13 protein-coding genes and 1 tRNA gene are annotated in these 16,550 nt (G+C 56.5%); 6 read left to right on the top strand and 8 right to left on the bottom strand.

What is annotated here, in order from left to right:
• Positions 1-9 precede the first annotated feature (9 nt).
• From BGIM_RS0106330 to BGIM_RS0106340, 3 genes are all read right to left on the bottom strand, one after another.
• Complete coding sequence (locus BGIM_RS0106330) at positions 10-942, bottom strand: sugar phosphate isomerase/epimerase family protein (protein WP_020468959.1); 933 nt, start codon at positions 940-942, stop codon at positions 10-12.
• 84 nt (positions 943-1,026) lie between these two features.
• Positions 1,027-1,857 carry a phosphoenolpyruvate hydrolase family protein gene (locus BGIM_RS0106335; RefSeq protein WP_020468960.1) on the bottom strand — a complete coding sequence of 277 codons (831 nt, stop codon included), beginning with the start codon at positions 1,855-1,857 and terminating at the stop codon, positions 1,027-1,029.
• Positions 1,854-2,183, bottom strand: coding sequence for a hypothetical protein (locus BGIM_RS0106340; RefSeq protein WP_020468961.1), 330 nt, complete (start codon positions 2,181-2,183; stop codon positions 1,854-1,856). Before BGIM_RS0106340 ends, BGIM_RS0106335 begins: the two co-directional genes overlap by 4 nt.
• Positions 2,184-2,231: 48 nt before the next feature.
• On the opposite strand from BGIM_RS0106340, the gene BGIM_RS0106345 reads away from it, so the two are divergent.
• On the top strand, positions 2,232-3,437 hold the full coding sequence (locus tag BGIM_RS0106345) for a Tm-1-like ATP-binding domain-containing protein (protein ID WP_020468962.1): 1,206 nt from the start codon (positions 2,232-2,234) through the stop codon (positions 3,435-3,437).
• A gap of 67 nt (positions 3,438-3,504) precedes the next feature.
• On the opposite strand, the gene BGIM_RS0106350 is transcribed toward BGIM_RS0106345, so the two are convergent.
• Entirely contained in the window at positions 3,505-4,518 is a 1,014-nt protein-coding gene (locus BGIM_RS0106350; RefSeq protein WP_040888303.1) for a S1C family serine protease, read from the bottom strand.
• Between the two features lie 194 nt (positions 4,519-4,712).
• Here BGIM_RS0106350 and BGIM_RS57040 point away from each other — a divergent pair, with 194 nt between their 5' ends.
• A complete protein-coding gene (locus BGIM_RS57040) occupies positions 4,713-5,327 on the top strand; it encodes a glycine zipper domain-containing protein (RefSeq protein WP_020468964.1) in 615 nt (204 codons plus the stop codon).
• An 81-nt stretch (positions 5,328-5,408) separates the two neighbouring features.
• On the opposite strand, the gene BGIM_RS0106360 is transcribed toward BGIM_RS57040, so the two are convergent.
• Positions 5,409-6,164: a PP2C family protein-serine/threonine phosphatase gene (locus BGIM_RS0106360; protein ID WP_020468965.1), complete on the bottom strand. Its 756-nt coding sequence runs from the start codon at positions 6,162-6,164 to the stop codon at positions 5,409-5,411.
• A 203-nt stretch (positions 6,165-6,367) separates the two neighbouring features.
• Between BGIM_RS0106360 and BGIM_RS0106370 the strand changes: the two genes are divergently transcribed.
• On the top strand, positions 6,368-7,507 hold the full coding sequence (locus BGIM_RS0106370; RefSeq protein WP_020468967.1) for a glycosyltransferase: 1,140 nt from the start codon (positions 6,368-6,370) through the stop codon (positions 7,505-7,507).
• Positions 7,508-8,067: 560 nt separating this feature from the next.
• Here the strand turns inward: BGIM_RS0106370 and BGIM_RS0106380 are convergent.
• A tRNA-Arg gene (locus BGIM_RS0106380) sits at positions 8,068-8,141 on the bottom strand.
• Positions 8,142-8,387: 246 nt separating this feature from the next.
• On the opposite strand from BGIM_RS0106380, the gene BGIM_RS0106385 reads away from it, so the two are divergent.
• Positions 8,388-9,188, top strand: a complete 801-nt coding sequence (locus BGIM_RS0106385; RefSeq protein WP_157368639.1) for a BON domain-containing protein — start codon at positions 8,388-8,390, stop codon at positions 9,186-9,188.
• Between the two features lie 122 nt (positions 9,189-9,310).
• Positions 9,311-11,293 carry an ATP-dependent DNA helicase gene (locus tag BGIM_RS48980; RefSeq protein WP_020468970.1) on the top strand — a complete coding sequence of 661 codons (1,983 nt, stop codon included), beginning with the start codon at positions 9,311-9,313 and terminating at the stop codon, positions 11,291-11,293.
• On the opposite strand, the gene BGIM_RS0106400 is transcribed toward BGIM_RS48980, so the two are convergent.
• Positions 11,277-12,110: a hypothetical protein gene (locus tag BGIM_RS0106400; protein ID WP_020468971.1), complete on the bottom strand. Its 834-nt coding sequence runs from the start codon at positions 12,108-12,110 to the stop codon at positions 11,277-11,279. The genes BGIM_RS48980 and BGIM_RS0106400 overlap by 17 nt on opposite strands.
• Positions 12,111-12,299: 189 nt before the next feature.
• On the opposite strand from BGIM_RS0106400, the gene BGIM_RS0106405 reads away from it, so the two are divergent.
• Complete coding sequence (locus tag BGIM_RS0106405; RefSeq protein WP_020468972.1) at positions 12,300-13,625, top strand: nucleotide sugar dehydrogenase; 1,326 nt, start codon at positions 12,300-12,302, stop codon at positions 13,623-13,625.
• Between the two features lie 82 nt (positions 13,626-13,707).
• On the opposite strand, the gene BGIM_RS57045 is transcribed toward BGIM_RS0106405, so the two are convergent.
• The gene (locus tag BGIM_RS57045) at positions 13,708-16,464 is read right to left on the bottom strand and encodes a fused MFS/spermidine synthase (protein WP_029629790.1); all 2,757 of its coding nucleotides are present in this window, start codon (positions 16,462-16,464) and stop codon (positions 13,708-13,710) included.
• Between the last annotated feature and the right edge of the window lie 86 nt (positions 16,465-16,550).

Raw genomic sequence — 16,550 nt, forward strand, 5'->3', positions numbered from 1 at the left:
ATGGGATGGTCACAAGCTTGCCGCAACGGCGGCTTTGGTCTTTTCCAAGCCGGTCTTCAATACCTCGAAAGCATCCCGTTTGTAATATTCGGGATTGAACAGCTCAAGCGAGAGCATTCCTTTGTAGCCGATTTCCCTCAACGTGCGAAACACTTGGCTGAGAGGGGCAACGCCGTCGCCGGGGAAGACGCGGTCGGCATCCTTGATCGCTTTTGCGTCCTTGTCCTGCGGGTAATCGTTCACATGGAAGATGCCGATGGCTTTCCCCTGAAGCATCTTCAGACCCTCAAACCCGGACCCCCCTTTGAAGAGGTGGTAAATGTCCGGCAACACGCACGCTTGCGGGTGGGCGCTTTCCATCGCCACAAGAACTGTTTCGCCAAGTTTGGAAAGGGTCTTGGAGAAACCCCAAACTTCCACTTCAGGGATCACGCCGACTTTCGCCCCGACCTCGGCCAACGCCTTGTAACGATCCGCGATCGCGTTCAGGTTCATGTTAGCTTGTTCAGTGGCTCCGGCGGGCGGGGCGGCGATGCGCTTGCCGCCGATGGCCAGCACCATTTCCATGTCCCGTTTGGCTTCGTCCAAGCCTTGTTTCCGCACGGCATCGTCATCGACAATCCATTTGGCGAAGCCGATGGAGCTTTCCACTTTCAATCCGGCGTCGGCAATCCGCTTGCCGAGGTCTTTGAGAATGCCCCCTTTGGTCACAAAATTCTGAAGTTCGCCGAGCCAAGGTTCGATGGCGTCGTATCCGGCCTTCGCGGCCAGATCGACGATCTCGGTAATCGGCAGTTTTTGGCCGCGAATGGTGCTGGTGTTCAGACAGAACCCGAACGGCGCTGCCACAGGGTCTTTGGCAGGGAGATTTGAAGGCATGGTGGCGGCCACGGCAAGACCGGCCGAGGCGGCCAGAAGATCGCGACGGGTGACGATTGGCATGTGGATTCCCCGAGAGAAGCTGACGGCATCACTCTACGAAATCGGGGGTTTCGGGCACAGTTCGCGGCCGGTTGAATTGCCGGTTCACACCGGGATGGCTTTGAACTTGCGAACGCAATCGGTGATGGCCAGTTCCGTCGGCAACCGCTCGATACTGGAAGCCCCGAAGAAACCGACCACCCCTTTGGTGTGCCGGATGACATGGGCCGCGTCCTCCGGTTCGGAGATCGGGCCGCCGTGGCACAAAACCAAGATGTCCGGGTTCACTTTTTTTGCCGCATCGTGCAATGCTTGCACCTGAGTCGCGGCTTCATCGAGTGTCATCGCGGATTTGGCCCCAATGCTTCCTTTGGTGGTGAGGCCCATGTGCGGGATCAACACGTCGGCCCCGGCCTTGGCCATCGCCTCGGCTTCGGCCTCCGTGAACACGTAAGGGCAGGTCAGCAGGCCGATCTCGCGGGCTTCACGAATCATCTCCACTTCGCGGTCAAAACCCATTTCTGTTTCTTCCAGCCCTTTGCGAAACGTTCCGTCGATCAGCCCGACCGTCGGGAAGTTTTGCACGCCGCTAAAACCGAGGGCTTGGATTTCCCGGAGGAAAAGTTTCATGATGCGGAAAGGATCGGTGCCGCATACTCCGGCCAGCACCGGCGTGTTGCGGGCCACGGGAAGAACCTCGCGGGCCATTTCAACAACGATTTGATTCGCATCCCCGTAAGGCATCATTCCAGAGAGGCTGCCGCGACCCGCCATGCGGAACCGGCCCGAATTGTAAATAATGATGAGATCAACGCCACCAGCCTCGGCACATTTGGCGCTGATGCCCGTGCCCGCCCCGCCGCCGATGACCGGCTTGCCCGCCGCTATCTGGGCGCGCAATCGTCGCAGACATTCTTCACGAGAAAAGAAGCTCATGAGCCGTGTCCCGACGGAGGATTGCTCGGCACTTTCACGGTCGCGGGCTTCTGTCGTCGGCCAAACACCAAATCCAACCCGCCGGTCATCAGTACGCCGACGATGGCCATGACCAAAGGAGTTTGCCAGAGAACCCGTTCATTTTCGGGATTATAAGCGCCCCCGGCATACATTTGATGGGCGATCAAAAACGCCCGGCCGAGCAGGTGTCCGACAACGCCCAAACTAATGCCGACAATCGCCATGTGGCGGGTGGTCTTTTTCCAAAAGGGATTCATCAACGCCTCGATCTCGGGGTGTTCGTCTCGATGTCGTAACTGAACCATAGAACGTAAACAGGAACTCCGCACGCTGACTTTTCCGGGGAATCTCTGATGGCCGTCCTCCTGATCGGAACGCTCGACACCAAGGGAACCGAACTGGCTTATGTGAGGGACATTCTCCAGTCTTCCGGCCTGACAACGACGGTGATTGACTCCGGTTCTTCGGGCGTGCCCCGCATTCCCGCCGATGTGACACGGGAAGAAGTGTTCGCGGCAGCCGGAACAAGCCTCGCGGCGATCCAGCGAAAGGCCGACCGGGGAGAGGCCATCTCCCTCGCATCCATCGGGGTTGCCCGGTTGGTTGCGAAATTGTACCGGCTGGGACAAGTGGAGGGGATTTTCTCATTGGGAGGGTCGGCCGGGACGACTATTGGCGCTCGGGCGATGCAAGAATTGCCCTACGGCCTTCCCAAAGTGATGGTTAGCACGGTCGCTGGTTCAAACATGCGAGGGTTTGTCGGTGTGCGGGACATCACCATGATGAATTCCGTGACCGACATATGCGGCCTGAATCGTTTCTCCCGCCAGATTCTGGCCAATGCCGCGAACGCTTTGATTGGAATGGTGACAGGTCGTCGATCAGTGGTTTCCGGTTCGGATGACAAGCCAATCATTACAGCCACGATGTTCGGCGTAACGACTCCAAGCATTGAACAGGCCCGTGTAATCCTCGAAAACTCCAACTACGAGGTGTTGGTGTTCCACGCGACCGGCACCGGCGGGCTGACGATGGAGGCCATGATCCGCGACGGCTTGGTGGCCGGGTCGCTGGATATCACCACGACCGAACTGGCCGACGAACTGGTGGGGGGAATTTTAAGCGCCGGACGGGACCGTCTGACGGCTGCCGCCATCCGGGGAATCCCGCAAGTGATTTCCGCGGGGGCGCTCGACATGGTCAACTTTGGCCCGAGGGACACTGTCCCCGCCCGTTTCGAGGGGAGGCGGTTTCATCAACATAACGAAAATGTCACCCTAATGCGGACCACGCCCGAGGAAAATGACCGGCTTGGAAAAGAAATTGTCGAAAAGGCGTGTGCCTCAAATGCCCCGACAGCGATTATCCTCCCTCTCCGTGGCGTTTCAGCCATTGATCGCGAGGGAGGCCCGTTCTGGTGGCCGGAGGCGGACGAAGCGTTGTTCCAGAGCATCCGAAACTGGATTAGTCCCACGGTGAAATTGATCGAATTGGATACCCATATCAACGATGCCGAGTTTTCGAGAGTTGCCGTGGAAACGCTGTTGGGATGGTTATAAAAGATCGGAATTGGGCGCCGATGAAAGACGCCCAATCTCGGTCTTTGGTTTTTTGAGCATCAACGGTTCATCGAGCCGCCACGGGATATTCCACGGGAACGATACGCCGATCCTGCCGCCGGCCGTCACGAAGAATGCTAATCGTCGTGGCTTCTCCGACAGGGTGAGTTGTCAGTAGTTTGTGCAGGTCATCAACACTTCCCACCGAGTCATCGGCGAAGTTCAGAATCACATCTTCGATCTCAAGACCGGCGGCGTCAGCCGGGCCCCCTTCTTCGAGGGCGATGATTTCCACCCCGCTTCCCATTTCGACGCCGATTCGTCGGCCGAGTTCGACCGGAATCGGAACCTGCCGGCCATGCAAGCCAAGATACCCCCGAATCACCCGGCCGTGTTTGATAAGCGACGGGAGAATATGTTTTGCCATGTTGATCGGGATGGCGAAGCAGATGCCTTGGGCCGGTTGGATGACGGCCGTGTTGATGCCGATCACATTGCCCCGGCTGTCCACCAGCGGGCCGCCGCTGTTGCCGGGATTGAGGGCCGCATCCGTCTGGATGATGTTGTCCACCAAGTGGCCTGAAACGCTGCGAAGCGTGCGGCCGAGGGCGCTGACCACCCCGGCCGTCACCGTCGATTCAAAGCCCAGCGGGCTGCCGATGGCCATTGCCAGTTGACCGACGCGGAGTTTCGCGGAATCCCCGAATTTGGCGAACGGGAAATTGTCGCCATCGGCCCGGACGAGGGCCAGGTCGGTCCAGGGATCGTTGCCGATCACATGGCCGTTGACTTCCTGTCCGTCGTGCAATCGCACCCGGACGGTTTCCTGATCGCCGACCACATGGTGATTGGTGAGCAAGAACCCCTCGGGCGAAAACAAAACGCCGGACCCAGTGCCCGTTTGTGCTCCCCGGCCCACCCGCAAATTGACCACGGCGGGGCGAAGGCGGTCGGCCACGGTCACGGTGACGTTTGAGTAGGCATCGAGCGCGGCCGCCTCTTCTTCCCGGTTCGGCGTGGAATCGGATTGTTCAAAGGAAGCCCCGCCATCAGTGATGAAATTCTGCCAGAATCGGGACATGTGAAACTCCGTGTGATCGTCGACGGCATTGTACATCGGACGAGTCAAGGGCAGTTTGCCGTCGGTTACTGAAAGAGGATTACCCGGATCGCCCCGCTTTCTTACATCTCCGTGTGCTGCCTTGACAAACTGAAGACATCCGGGCATAAGACACGATGGATATTGGAAGCATGTCAGCATCTGAGGGATTCGGAATGCGACGACGGACAACCGGATTGATGATTCTCGGGCTTCTCCCCTTCCTCGGCGGTTGCGCGGGGACATCCCAGACAACCCAAGGGGCCGGGATCGGAGCCTTGTTGGGCACCGGAACAGGCGCCTTGCTCGGAAGTGCCACCGGCCACACCGGCACTGGCGCCTTGCTTGGGTTGGGCGCCGGGACGATCATCGGCGGCGCCATCGGAAACGAAGAGGACCGCCGGGAAAAAAACGCATTGATTCAGGCGAAGAACGAGGCCGAAGTTCGGGCCGCCCAACAGGGAACACGATTGGGGCTGACCGATGTGATTCAATTGTCGAGGCAAAATCTTGGTGATGAGGTGATCATCAATCAAATTCGATCCACGCACTCGACGTTTCAGCTTTCAACGGAAGATTTGAGGTCTCTCAAGGAAAACGGTGTCTCCGATCGGGTGGTTGTGGAAATGCAGAATGCCAGACCGGAGAGGCCGGAAACCGTGGTGGTTCCCCGGTATGTCCCTTATTATGCCCGGCCACGATATTATTATGGTCCGGGGCCGTACTACTATTACGGCCCGCCCCCTCCTCCTCCTCCGCCCGCCGTTGGAGTTGGATTTGTCATTCGATGATGAGAGGTAAATGAAAAAGGACCGCTGAACAGCGGTCCTTTTTTCTTAAATCCGGAATGGGGTCAGCAAAAATCGATTGGCTCAAACCACATCAATAACGATGCTGGAGACGTTGTCCCGAGAACCGGATTCCAAGGCCAGCGTCACCAACCCATCCGCACAGGCTTGGGCTTCCTGCTGACCGAGACAGAATTGCAGGAGTTTTTCATCCGACACGACGCCATGAAGGCCGTCCGTGCAGAGGAGGAAGCGATCCCCTGCCTGAATCGGCACAACACCGACATCCGGGCCTTCCCCGACTTCCTTGCTGCCAAGATACTTCCAGAGCACGTTCCGGAACTTGTGGTCCTTCGCCTCGGCGGCCGAGATGGTCTTGGCTTCGACGAGCGCTTGAGCCAGCGAGTGATCCACCGTGAGCTGGGTGATCTTGCGGTTGCGAATGAGGTATACCCGGCTGTCACCCACGCCGGAGACGAACATCTCACCGGACTTTCGCCACACGGCCACGACCACGGTCGTGCCCATGTTTTTCATTTCTTTGTCCAACTGCCCCATCGCGATGATTTCTTCGTTCGCCTGGACGATGGACCGGCGAATCATCACTTTGGTTGATTCAGGGTTCACTCCCGAGGTCAACGTTTTGCGAAGCTCGCGGGGGATGATTTCCACCGCCCGCTTGCTGGCAATTTCCCCGGCGGCCTGCCCCCCCATGCCGTCGGCCACGACGGACACGGAAAGCCCGGTGTCCGGGAAGGTCTTCACCTCAATGGAATCTTCGTTGTTTTCCCGGTAATTCCCGAGATTGGTGCATTTGCCGATGTTGAGTGACAATGCCATGGGAACCCTCGCGCTCGACGCTCATCTGGATGACGGGTGGTTGATCGGGGAGCATCCGCCGCCGACGCAATCCGTTCAATTGATTTAGCTTAACTAATATACCGTTCCGGGAGAGCCGTGCCAAATATCCCCGGAAATGGTTTTCCGGAGAAGACCCGGCATAACCGGCACAACCGGACGATTGGACAGGAGAACCCACCGGAATGAAGTCTCTGGACACCGCCCGAGTCGCTTTGGTGCACGACTGGCTCACCGGCATGAGGGGGGGCGAAAAGTGCCTGGAGGTACTCTGCCAGCGCTTTCCGAACGCCCCCTTGCACACATTATTGCACGCAAAAGGGAGTTTGTCCCCGGACATTGAACAGATGGACATTCGCCCGAGCTGGCTGAACCGTCTTCCCGGTATTGTCAGCAATTATCGTTATACCTTGCCGCTGATGCCCTTCGCCGCCGATTGGCCGATTCGCAATTGCGATCTCTTGGTGAGCTTCAGCCACGCCGTTGCCAAGGCGGCCAAACCACCGGTTGGGGTGCCGCACGTCTCCTACTGTTTCACCCCGATGCGATATGCCTGGCACATGCGGGATTCTTACTTTGCCGGACGACTCGGGGGTGTCAAATCGCTGGCAGTCAACCGGCTGTTAAAGGCCATTCGCAACTGGGATCGTCGCACATCCAGTCGGGTGACACACTTCATCGCCATCAGCAAGACAATTCAAGACCGCATCCGGGAATGTTACGGCCGCGAGAGCGTCATCATCTATCCGCCGGCCGATACGGCTTTTTACTCCCCGGATCCGGCGATCAAGCGAGAGGATTTCTACCTCATCATTTCAGCGTTCGCCCCGTACAAGCGGCTTGATTTGGCCATCGAAGCCTGCAAAAAGCTCAACAAACGGCTGATAGTCATCGGCAGCGGCCAAGATGCCGCCCGTTTGCGGGCAATGGCCGGGCCGACCGTGGAGTTTCTTGGCTGGAAGTCCAACGAAGAATTACGCGGCCATTTGCGACGCTGCCGGGCTTTGTTGTTCCCCGGCGAGGAAGATTTCGGCATCGTTCCCGTGGAGGCCAACGCCTGTGGGACGCCTGTGATTGCCTTTGCCAAAGGGGGGGCTACGGAAACAGTCACGCCGTTTGGCGAACCGCGTCCGACCGGTTTTTGGTTTGCGGAGCAGACCGTTGATTCATTGGCCTCGGCCATTGAAACTTGTGAACGCGAACATCACGGATTGAACCCGGCCGATGCTCGGGCCAAAGCGGAGATGTTTGACAAAAAACGCTACGAGCAAGAATTGTTGGGATATTTGGCGAAAGTCTTGAATGAGCATGGCTCAAAAAAGTAGAGCCGGGAAATGAAGAGAGCCTCCGGCAGATCACCGGAGGCCCCTACTTAGAACTGCGGCAACTGACGCCGCTCGTCAGCAGCAATCAAGCTTGCCGCACCTGTTTACCATGAATCACGTGACCACCTCCTCGTCTAAATGCCTCCCCGGAAAAGGCCCTTGGTATTGGTGGCCACTCCGAGCTTGCACTTGCCGCACCACGTTAGCGCGACCCATGAATCCACGTTAACAACGGGTCTTTGGACACGCAACACCGAATCAACGAAAATCTTTAAATTTTCAGGACTTAGGCGTTGCGAAGTTGTCGAAATCTTTGTTCAAGCGTTTCACTTTTTCTGACTGGTGCCCGGAATGTCAGAAACGGTTGATGGTGTTGGTTCTGGTGATCCAGTCTTCAAAGTTGACAACCAGTGCCGACCTCGCCCGGAGATGTGTTTTGACAACACGGATCTGCTGAAACAGTGGATATTTGGGATGGAAACTAACCATTCAAAACGAAGAGGCCCCAGAATTCTGGGGCCTCTTCGTTTTGTTGATTTTTAAAAATCCCTTGTTTTGAGTGCATCCAACTGGAGTCGAACCAGTAACCTTCGGTTTCGTAGACCGATGCTCTATCCAGTTGAGCTATGGATGCTTCCGTGTTGATAATTTACGAGCGGGCTTCGTCTCGTCAAGCCAGACGGCTTCATTTCCGAGTGGTCCTGGATGATTGGTTGAGTCAGGCCGGTAATTTGGCGAATTTGTGACGGTTTTCGGACGGCTTCTCATGATTCTTGGCGGATGAGTTGCGCGTGAGACTCTTGGCTTGCCCGTCGGAGGGTCGATCAGACTCTTGAAATATACCGCTCAGTCGCAGCGGTTTGGAGGCAAGGAGGAACTCATGACCGTTCGCAAGATGTTCCCGCTCGCGGTCGCCCTCGGTCTGTGGACCGCCGGCGAATCGATCGCGGAACCGAAGACCACCCCGACGAAACCCGCTCCGGCGGCCGAGTCGAAGGTGGACAACCAGAAACTGGCGGATGCCGTGGCGGCCAAGCTCAAAGCGAGCGGGGTCATCAAGGGAGCCAGGGTCGGCATCGAAACCCGCGGCAGCATACTCATCCTGTCCGGGACCGTGACAAGCCAAAAGCAGCACGAAGACATTCTTCGGGCCGTCACGGAAGTGAAGGGGATTACTCGCATTGAAAGCGAGATTCAAGCTCCCCTGCCGACGCCGCCGGGTGGCGTTCCGGTTGCCGCGCCGGCCACGAAAGCGGCTCCGGTTTCCAGCAGCAACGTCATTCGTTCGAGCGCTGAAATCGAACAAGTCCAAGGCCCCGGCCCCGGTCCGGCCCCGATGTTGATGCAACCGCCCGGCCCGATGCCCGGTGGCCCCGGATCGGCGATGGTGGCCCAAGACCCGGTTCCGCTCAACGGCATGCCCGCGATGGCGGCCCTCGACCCGACCGGCCCGCGGCTTCCCCCGAACGCCTGGCCGACCTACGCCCCTTACAACAACATGTCGCGGGTCGCCTACCCGGCGAGCTACCCGTACAACGCCTTCCCGTACATCGGGCCGTTCTATCCCTTCCCGAAGGTTCCGCTCGGCTGGCGGAAAGTCGTGTTGGAATGGGACGACGGGCACTGGTACCTCGGTCGGCTGCAAACGCCGCACGATCACTGGCGTGTGAAGTTCTGGTGATCAGCCAGAACAATGTCTGATGTTCAGGCCGCGATTCTTCTCCGGAAGAATCGCGGCCTGTTCTCATTTTCCGGCCACATCCGACGTGGCAACCCGGCGGCGATTCGCCGATAATCATCTCTATGAACCCGACTTCTGTTCTCGGTCCGCGTGGAAGTGTTTCCCGTTTTTGGCCCGATTTTGAAAGCCGATCTGAACAGCTTGAGATGGCCAAGGCCGTCGCGGAGGCCATCGACAAAGAGCATCATTTGATGGTCGAGGCGGGCACGGGGGTGGGAAAGTCTTTCGCCTATTTGGTCCCGGCCATCCAAGCCGTTTTGTCGAAGAAAGACTTTCGAGTTGTCATTTCGACGAACACCATCAATCTTCAGGAACAGTTGATCCACAAAGACATTCCGTTCCTGCAATCCGTCTTTCCCGAGCCGTTCAAGGTTTCTCTCGTCAAGGGTCGTGCCAATTATATCAGTCTTCGGCGACTGCGGGTGGCCCAGCAAAAATCGCTCGCCTTGTTTCCGGAAGTCAACCTCGCCACTCAACTCAACGAAGTGGGCAAATGGTCCCGCCGTTCGGTTGATGGTAGCAGGGCTGATCTGGGGTTTGCCCCGGCCCCGTCGGTTTGGGATGCGGTGGAAAGTGATTCCGGCAACTGCCTCGGCAAGAGTTGCCCGGATCATCAACGATGTTTTTACTTCAAAGCCCGGCGAGGAATTTACTCGTCGCAAATTCTCATTGTCAATCATGCGTTGTTTTTCAGCGACCTTGCCCTCCGACAAGCAGGGACAAACCTTCTTCCCGATTATCAAGCGGTGATTTTTGACGAAGCCCACACGATTGAGGATGTTGCCGCCGATCATCTTGGACTCCAGATCACCCAAGGCGGGCTTGAATATCAGATCAACAAACTGCTTTCTTCCCGGCACAACAAAGGGTTGTTGATGTCCCACGGGGACGCAGAAAGCGTCAAGCAGACCGACCGGACCCGGTTCGCCGCCGATCAGTTTTTTCAAAACATCCGCATGTGGTATGAGCGGGAGCCGAAGTTCAACGGCCGGGTGCGGCAACCCGGTATTGTCGCTGATTTGTTGGGCGAAGAACTCACCAAACTCTCCAGCCATCTCACGCGGCTGGCGAATCAGTTTTCAGCTGACGAAGACAAAATGGAGCTGAACAGTTCGGCCGCCCGACTGGCCAATATTTCGGCTTCAATTGATTCTTGGTTGAACCAAAAACTGCCTGGGCAGGTGTATTGGATCGAACAACAAGTTGGCGCTCATCAGCGGTTTGCTCTGGCGAGCGCCCCAGTCAATGTGGGCGAAATTTTAAAGAAACAGCTTTACGAAAAGGTGCCAACGGTGGTCGCCACCAGCGCCACGCTGAGTTCCGGGGGTAAAAAGGGGTTCGATCTCTATCAGCAGCGTTTGGGGCTTTCCGGGGCGGCCACCCTACAACTTGGGAGTCCGTTCGATTATCCCAAGCAGGTCCGGCTTCATTTGCATCGGGACATTCCCGATCCGTCCGTCCTTACGCCGCAATACGAGCAGGAAGTAATTCGTCGTTTGCCGGCCGCGCTTCAGCAGACGGAGGGGCGGGCCTTTGTGTTGTTCACCAGTTACCAGTTTCTTCAACGAGTGGCCAAAGAACTCCGACTGTGGTGTCAACGGGAGGGTTACACGCTGTTCGTGCAGGGGGAAGGCTTGCCGCCGGGGAAGTTGCTTGCGGAATTCCGCAATGCCCGCAAACCGGTGTTGTTGGGCGTGGATAGTTTCTGGCAGGGAGTGGATGTCAAAGGGGAGGCACTCTCGCAGGTCGTCATCACGAAACTGCCGTTCGCCGTGCCTGATCGGCCATTGACGGAAGCCCGCATTCAGAAAATCGAGGAAGAAGGGGGCAAGCCTTTCTTCGATTATCAGATTCCACAGGCGATCATCAAATTGAAGCAGGGATTTGGCCGGTTGATTCGCACGAAAACGGACACGGGCATCGTGACCTTGTTTGACCCCCGCGTGTTAAGCAAACACTACGGGAAGTCGTTTTTGGCCGCGTTGCCCGAATGCGATCTATACATCGACGGCGTGCGTCAATCAACGGTCACTTCGCCGGGATAAAGTCTTCCGTGTAAGTGCTGACGAATTTGTAGCTGGTACCATCGCCTTGGTGGTTGGCCAGTTCTTTTTCGATTTTCAGACGGGAGCCGTAATACCGTCCCGATTCGGCATGGAAGAACAAAGGGCCGGCTTGCATCGAGGGAATCAATGGGATTTGTTCGGCCGCCCCTTTGGGCAATTCGGTCACGTCGGTCGTCAGTCCGTAAATCAGAAACCCGTTCTTCGGATCGATCACTTTGTACGTTTGTTTGGCCGCGTACTTCTCCCCGGTGCCGTGCGGCGGGTCCAGTTGGATGGTGTAATCCCGTGTCCAATTCTCTTTGATCTCGCCTTCGGGAAAAGCCAGTTTGAAGGGGATGTCCGCCAGAAATCGGTGGGCCGGGCCAACTTTCGTTTCCTTGACGGCGATCACTTTGCCCGTGATGTCGACGGTCAGCACCGCCAGCACGGGGCCGACGTTTTTGGCCATGACGCTTTTGTTCAATTCATCCGGCTTGGCTGAATCAAACACATCGGCCTCGGCCTCGCCAACCTTTTGTTCCCAGCGCATTTTGATGATGGACATTTCAAGAGTGGCCGTCCCCTTTGCATCCACGTCCGACACTTTCCATTGCCGCACGAGGTCGAGGGCCGTGGCCACTTTTTTCGTTTCCGGCTTGCTGGTTTTTTCATCGATCACCGTCTCGGTGATCTCGGTTTTCTGGTCGATGTGGTACTGGAGCGTTTCGCCCGTCTTGAACTTGAAGCGGGGCGAATCGGCACTCGCTCCCGTCAATGAAAAAAACAAGGTGGCCAGCGAGAGGAGAATTCGTTTCATCCCTGATCATCCTTTTCAATCATCTTCCGCAATCATCCTGAATTGAGAAACATATATCCGATGATCCGCCGTGAGGGAAGGCCAGCTTGTTTGCGGGCGCCATCGGCATTGACAGAATTCCCGATTCGGGAAATCATGTTACGGGGGTTTATTGGCTGACGCTGGTTCCTGTTCAAGGATGTAAACGGGATGTCGAAACACTGGAACGCCTTGGAAGCCCGGATTCGGGAAAAGCGAGCCACCGTCGGGATCATTGGTCTCGGGTATGTCGGCCTGCCGCTGGCCCGCGCCTTCGCCACAGCCGGGTTTCACGTCATCGGCTTTGACCTCGACCCGATGAAGGTTCAAAAGCTGAACCGGGGCGAGAGTTACATCCGGCAGATCCCGGCGTCCGACATTGTCGCCATGCGGGAGAATCGCTTCGAGGCGACCGACCGTTTTGACCGGCTCGACGAGGCCGATGCCATTTTGGTTTGCGTGCCTACTCCACTGACCGACGCACGCGAACCCGATCTCAGCTATGTGGTCAACTCGACCCACGCCATTGCCGGACAACTTCGGGCCGGTCAATTGATCGTCCTTGAAAGCACGACCTATCCGGGGACGACCCGCAAAGTCGTGTTGCCCATCCTTGATCGCACCGATTTGAAAGTGGGAGAGGATTACTTCCTCGCGTTCAGCCCGGAACGCGAAGATCCCGGCAACCACACCTTCGGCCTCACCAGCATTCCGAAAGTGGTCGGCGGGCACGACGCAAAAACCACCGATCTCGCGGCTTTGTTGTACCAGCAAATCGTGCCGAGTGTGGTGAAGGTGTCCGCACCGGAAGTGGCCGAGGCGTGCAAGATTTTGGAGAACACCTACCGGGCGGTGAACATCGCCTTGGTGAACGAGATGAAGATTCTCTACGACCGCATGGGTATTGATGTTTGGGAAGTGATTGATGCAGCGAAGACGAAGCCCTTTGGTTTCCAAGCGTTTTATCCCGGTCCCGGCCTTGGCGGGCACTGCATTCCCATCGATCCGTTCTATCTGACATGGGTGGCCCGCCAGTATGGTCTCAGCACCCGCTTCATTGAACTGGCCGGCGAAGTGAACATGTCCATGCCGGGCTATGTGGCCGGGAAAGTGGCCGACGCCTTGAATGAACACGGCAAACCAGTGAAGGGGAGCAAGATCGCCATCCTTGGGATGGCTTACAAGAAAGATGTGGACGATCCCCGCGAATCACCGGGTTTTGAACTCATGGATCTCTTGTTGAACAAGGGAGCCAGCGTGAGTTACAACGATCCGCACATCCCGACACTGCCCAAAATGCGGCATTGGCCGCACCTGAAAATGAGCAGCAGTTCGTTGACCACCGAATATCTGGCTGGTCAGGATTGCGTACTGATCGCCACGGAACACTCGGCCTACGACTGGGGAATGATCGCCAAGAATTCCCGGTTGATCGTGGACACCCGCAATGCGCTGAAGAACATCAAAGAGGGGCGTGAAAAAATCGTCCGGGCCTGAAGCAACGATGCCAAAGACAATTTTTAGCCACGGATCAGACGCATGTTCGATCCTTGGCTAGCTGATTTTTTCATCCACATTTTCATTTCTTGATCCGCTTGAGGAAGACACCGCCCATCAGGTTGTCCACCGGGGCGTATTGATCGGTGAGGATCAGTTTCGGTCGTTGGGCGAGGTATTCGTCCATCTTGGCCTCCTCGAAGACTTTTGAATAATCCCGTTCACGGATCACGCTGGCAGCACCCTCCATCACGGGAGTCAAGAATGTTCCAAGAGCGGCGACAGCATCGACCTTGGTTGCGAGACTTTCGTTGAACTCCCTCGTCACTTTTTGGATTCCTTCTAAATCCAGCGGTTTGTCCGATCCGTAAATGACGTACACATTACGGTTTTCCACGGATTTGAAACCGATGGGCGACAGCATCACCACATGGGGGAACGAAGCCCGCATCGTGTTCACGGCCGCCCGCCACAGTTCGCCGTCCTTGATCGAATCAATCAACGTCAGCAGGTAAGCTCCGTCCGGAGTCAGGGTCGCTTTCACGGCGTCGTTGTATTCTTTCGTCATCAGGTGGGTCGGAACGGACAGGTCGTTCACGGCATCCTGAATCACCAGTTGGTAATGCCCCTTCTCGGCCGTTTCCCGCATGAACTGTCGGCCATCCATGTGGAATGATTTGATCTTGGTGTTGCGAGAGAGGCCAAGTTCGCGGTGGGCCACTTCCGTCACGCCCGGATCGATTTCCACAACATCAACGCCCACATCCGGCATCATGTGTTCCACCCAGCGGGGGAAGGTATAGCCGCCGCCGCCAATGATAAGGATGTTGGTTTTTTCTTTGGAATGGGCATATCGCACAAGTTCCCCTTGGATTTCTTCGTGCTTGTATCCCAACCAACTAGGATCATCGAGTTTCACATAAGAGTGGATCAACAGGTCCAAAGCCATCGTCATGATGCCGGATTCTTCATCTTGCTTGTTCACCTTGATCGCGTAATATTTTGTCTCCAACGTGTAATTTCCCCCGCCGAATTTCGTGGCGATCAATCCGGTCAACGCCCCGCCCAAGATGATGCTTCCCACGAACAACATCGAGGTGCTTTTCCACAACTGACCAATGAAAAAAGTGAGCAGCATCAGAACAAACGCGAGGCCATAAAGCATCCGGGCCGTTCCAAACTGCCCCAGCAGAAAATAACCGGCGGTGAACGTTCCGACGATGGCCCCTGCGGTGGACCAGGCGTAAATACTTCCCGATGTCTGCCCGGCTCGGGCGGTGTCCCGGATGCTTAGTCGGATCACTTGCGGGGATATCGTGCCGAGGAAAAGCATCGGCAAAAAGAACAGCAGGAAGGTCCAGGTAAGGATGTTCCAGATGAGATCGTAACCCATCAACACGTGCATCAGTCTCAATTTTTGGTTTTGAAACATGCCGTTCATAATGACAATCAGACCGATGAACAATGCCGCCATAAAGAAGCAAACTGTCAGATTAAGGGTCTTGGGGCGTTTTTCATTGGGCTGTGGATTCTCATAGAGCAACCCGAGCGAGATTAAGCCTCCCAACAGCGCCATGCTGGAGTGAATAACTAATGAATTGAGAAAATATTCAGTTGAAGTGCCCGTTTCCGGATCGAACAAAAAAGTGTCAGGATTGAACTTCATCAAACGGTCCGCCAGACCGCTCAAGGAACGCGCCACGGGGAATGCCATTGTCCATCCGAGCGCCGCGCCAAGCACAAACAGGTTGATGATTTTGCCGATAGTCAGTCCGCTGATGGCATTGCCAATCAGCACCAAGCCAACGGCAATCCCAGAACCGATCAGGCGGTATCCGATCAACATCACCACCTCGCCATCCTCCTCTTCACCGAGGGGATAACCGTCCATGCTAAATGATCGTAAAAACGCCGGGGTCGCGGCGAAACCGATCAGCACGGCCATCAACACAGCGAAACGTTTGAGAGCGTTCCCATGTCCCCGGTCGGCCAGAACTCCGCCGAGGTAGTTGCCGCAAGTCGTTCCTGCGAGCATCACGCCGATGATCCCCGTCCAAGAATAAAGCGACACCCCCAGCACGGGCGCCAACACGCGAGAAGCAGTCAGTTCCAAGGACATCCCGCAAAAACTGCTGACGAACACCACCGCGTAAGCGAGCCGGATGTCACGCTTGAAACCCAACGGATCGTCTTCCAAAATTTTCGAGGGGGCGGCGACCGTGGAGGCCGGGGCTGTGAACGTGGTGAAGAACATTGGCAACGACAACACAACCATCCCAATGGCCACAATGTAGGAAATCGTGTCCAAGGAGTAGAAGGCCATTAGTTTGAAACCGGTGACATAGTTGCCCGCCAGACACCCGAGCGTGCTGAGGGCGAAAACTAACCCAGCCACCCGGCCCGCTTTGGTGACATCTGAAAGCATGAGCTTGATCGTCAGCGGGGTGATAAGACTAATAATGAAGGCTGGAGGCAAACAGAATATGCCTGCCAGGATGGGAATGCGGATCGTGAGTGAAAGAGAAGAGTCAAATCCGGTTTTCTCGCATAAGATCGAACCCGCCAGCATTGACAGAGAACTGATACCACCGAGGAGTAGTAGAATTCCGAGCGTGCGTGAGTTGGGGGAGCGGTCGGCGATTGTTCCGCCGAAGTGGTTGCCCAAGGCAATCCCCGTGAGAAACACGCCGATCACCGATGTCCAAGTCTCCACCGAAGAGCCGATGAAGGGGGCCAGATAGCGCCCGGCCAGGAGTTGCAACACGAGCAACCCGGCGTTGGCGAGGAACACGACGGCCCCGAGGCCGGTGAGAAGAGCCGGAGATAAACGGGTCGGCATAAAGTCGGCCACCACGAAAGAACTGGTAAATTTGCTTCTTTGAGGAACTACGAAGCCGGACGAGGAAAGCAATCGTGTTGTTTGCG

The sequence above is a fragment of the Zavarzinella formosa DSM 19928 genome, assembly GCF_000255705.1.
Taxonomy (GTDB): Bacteria; Planctomycetota; Planctomycetia; order Gemmatales; family Gemmataceae; genus Zavarzinella; species Zavarzinella formosa.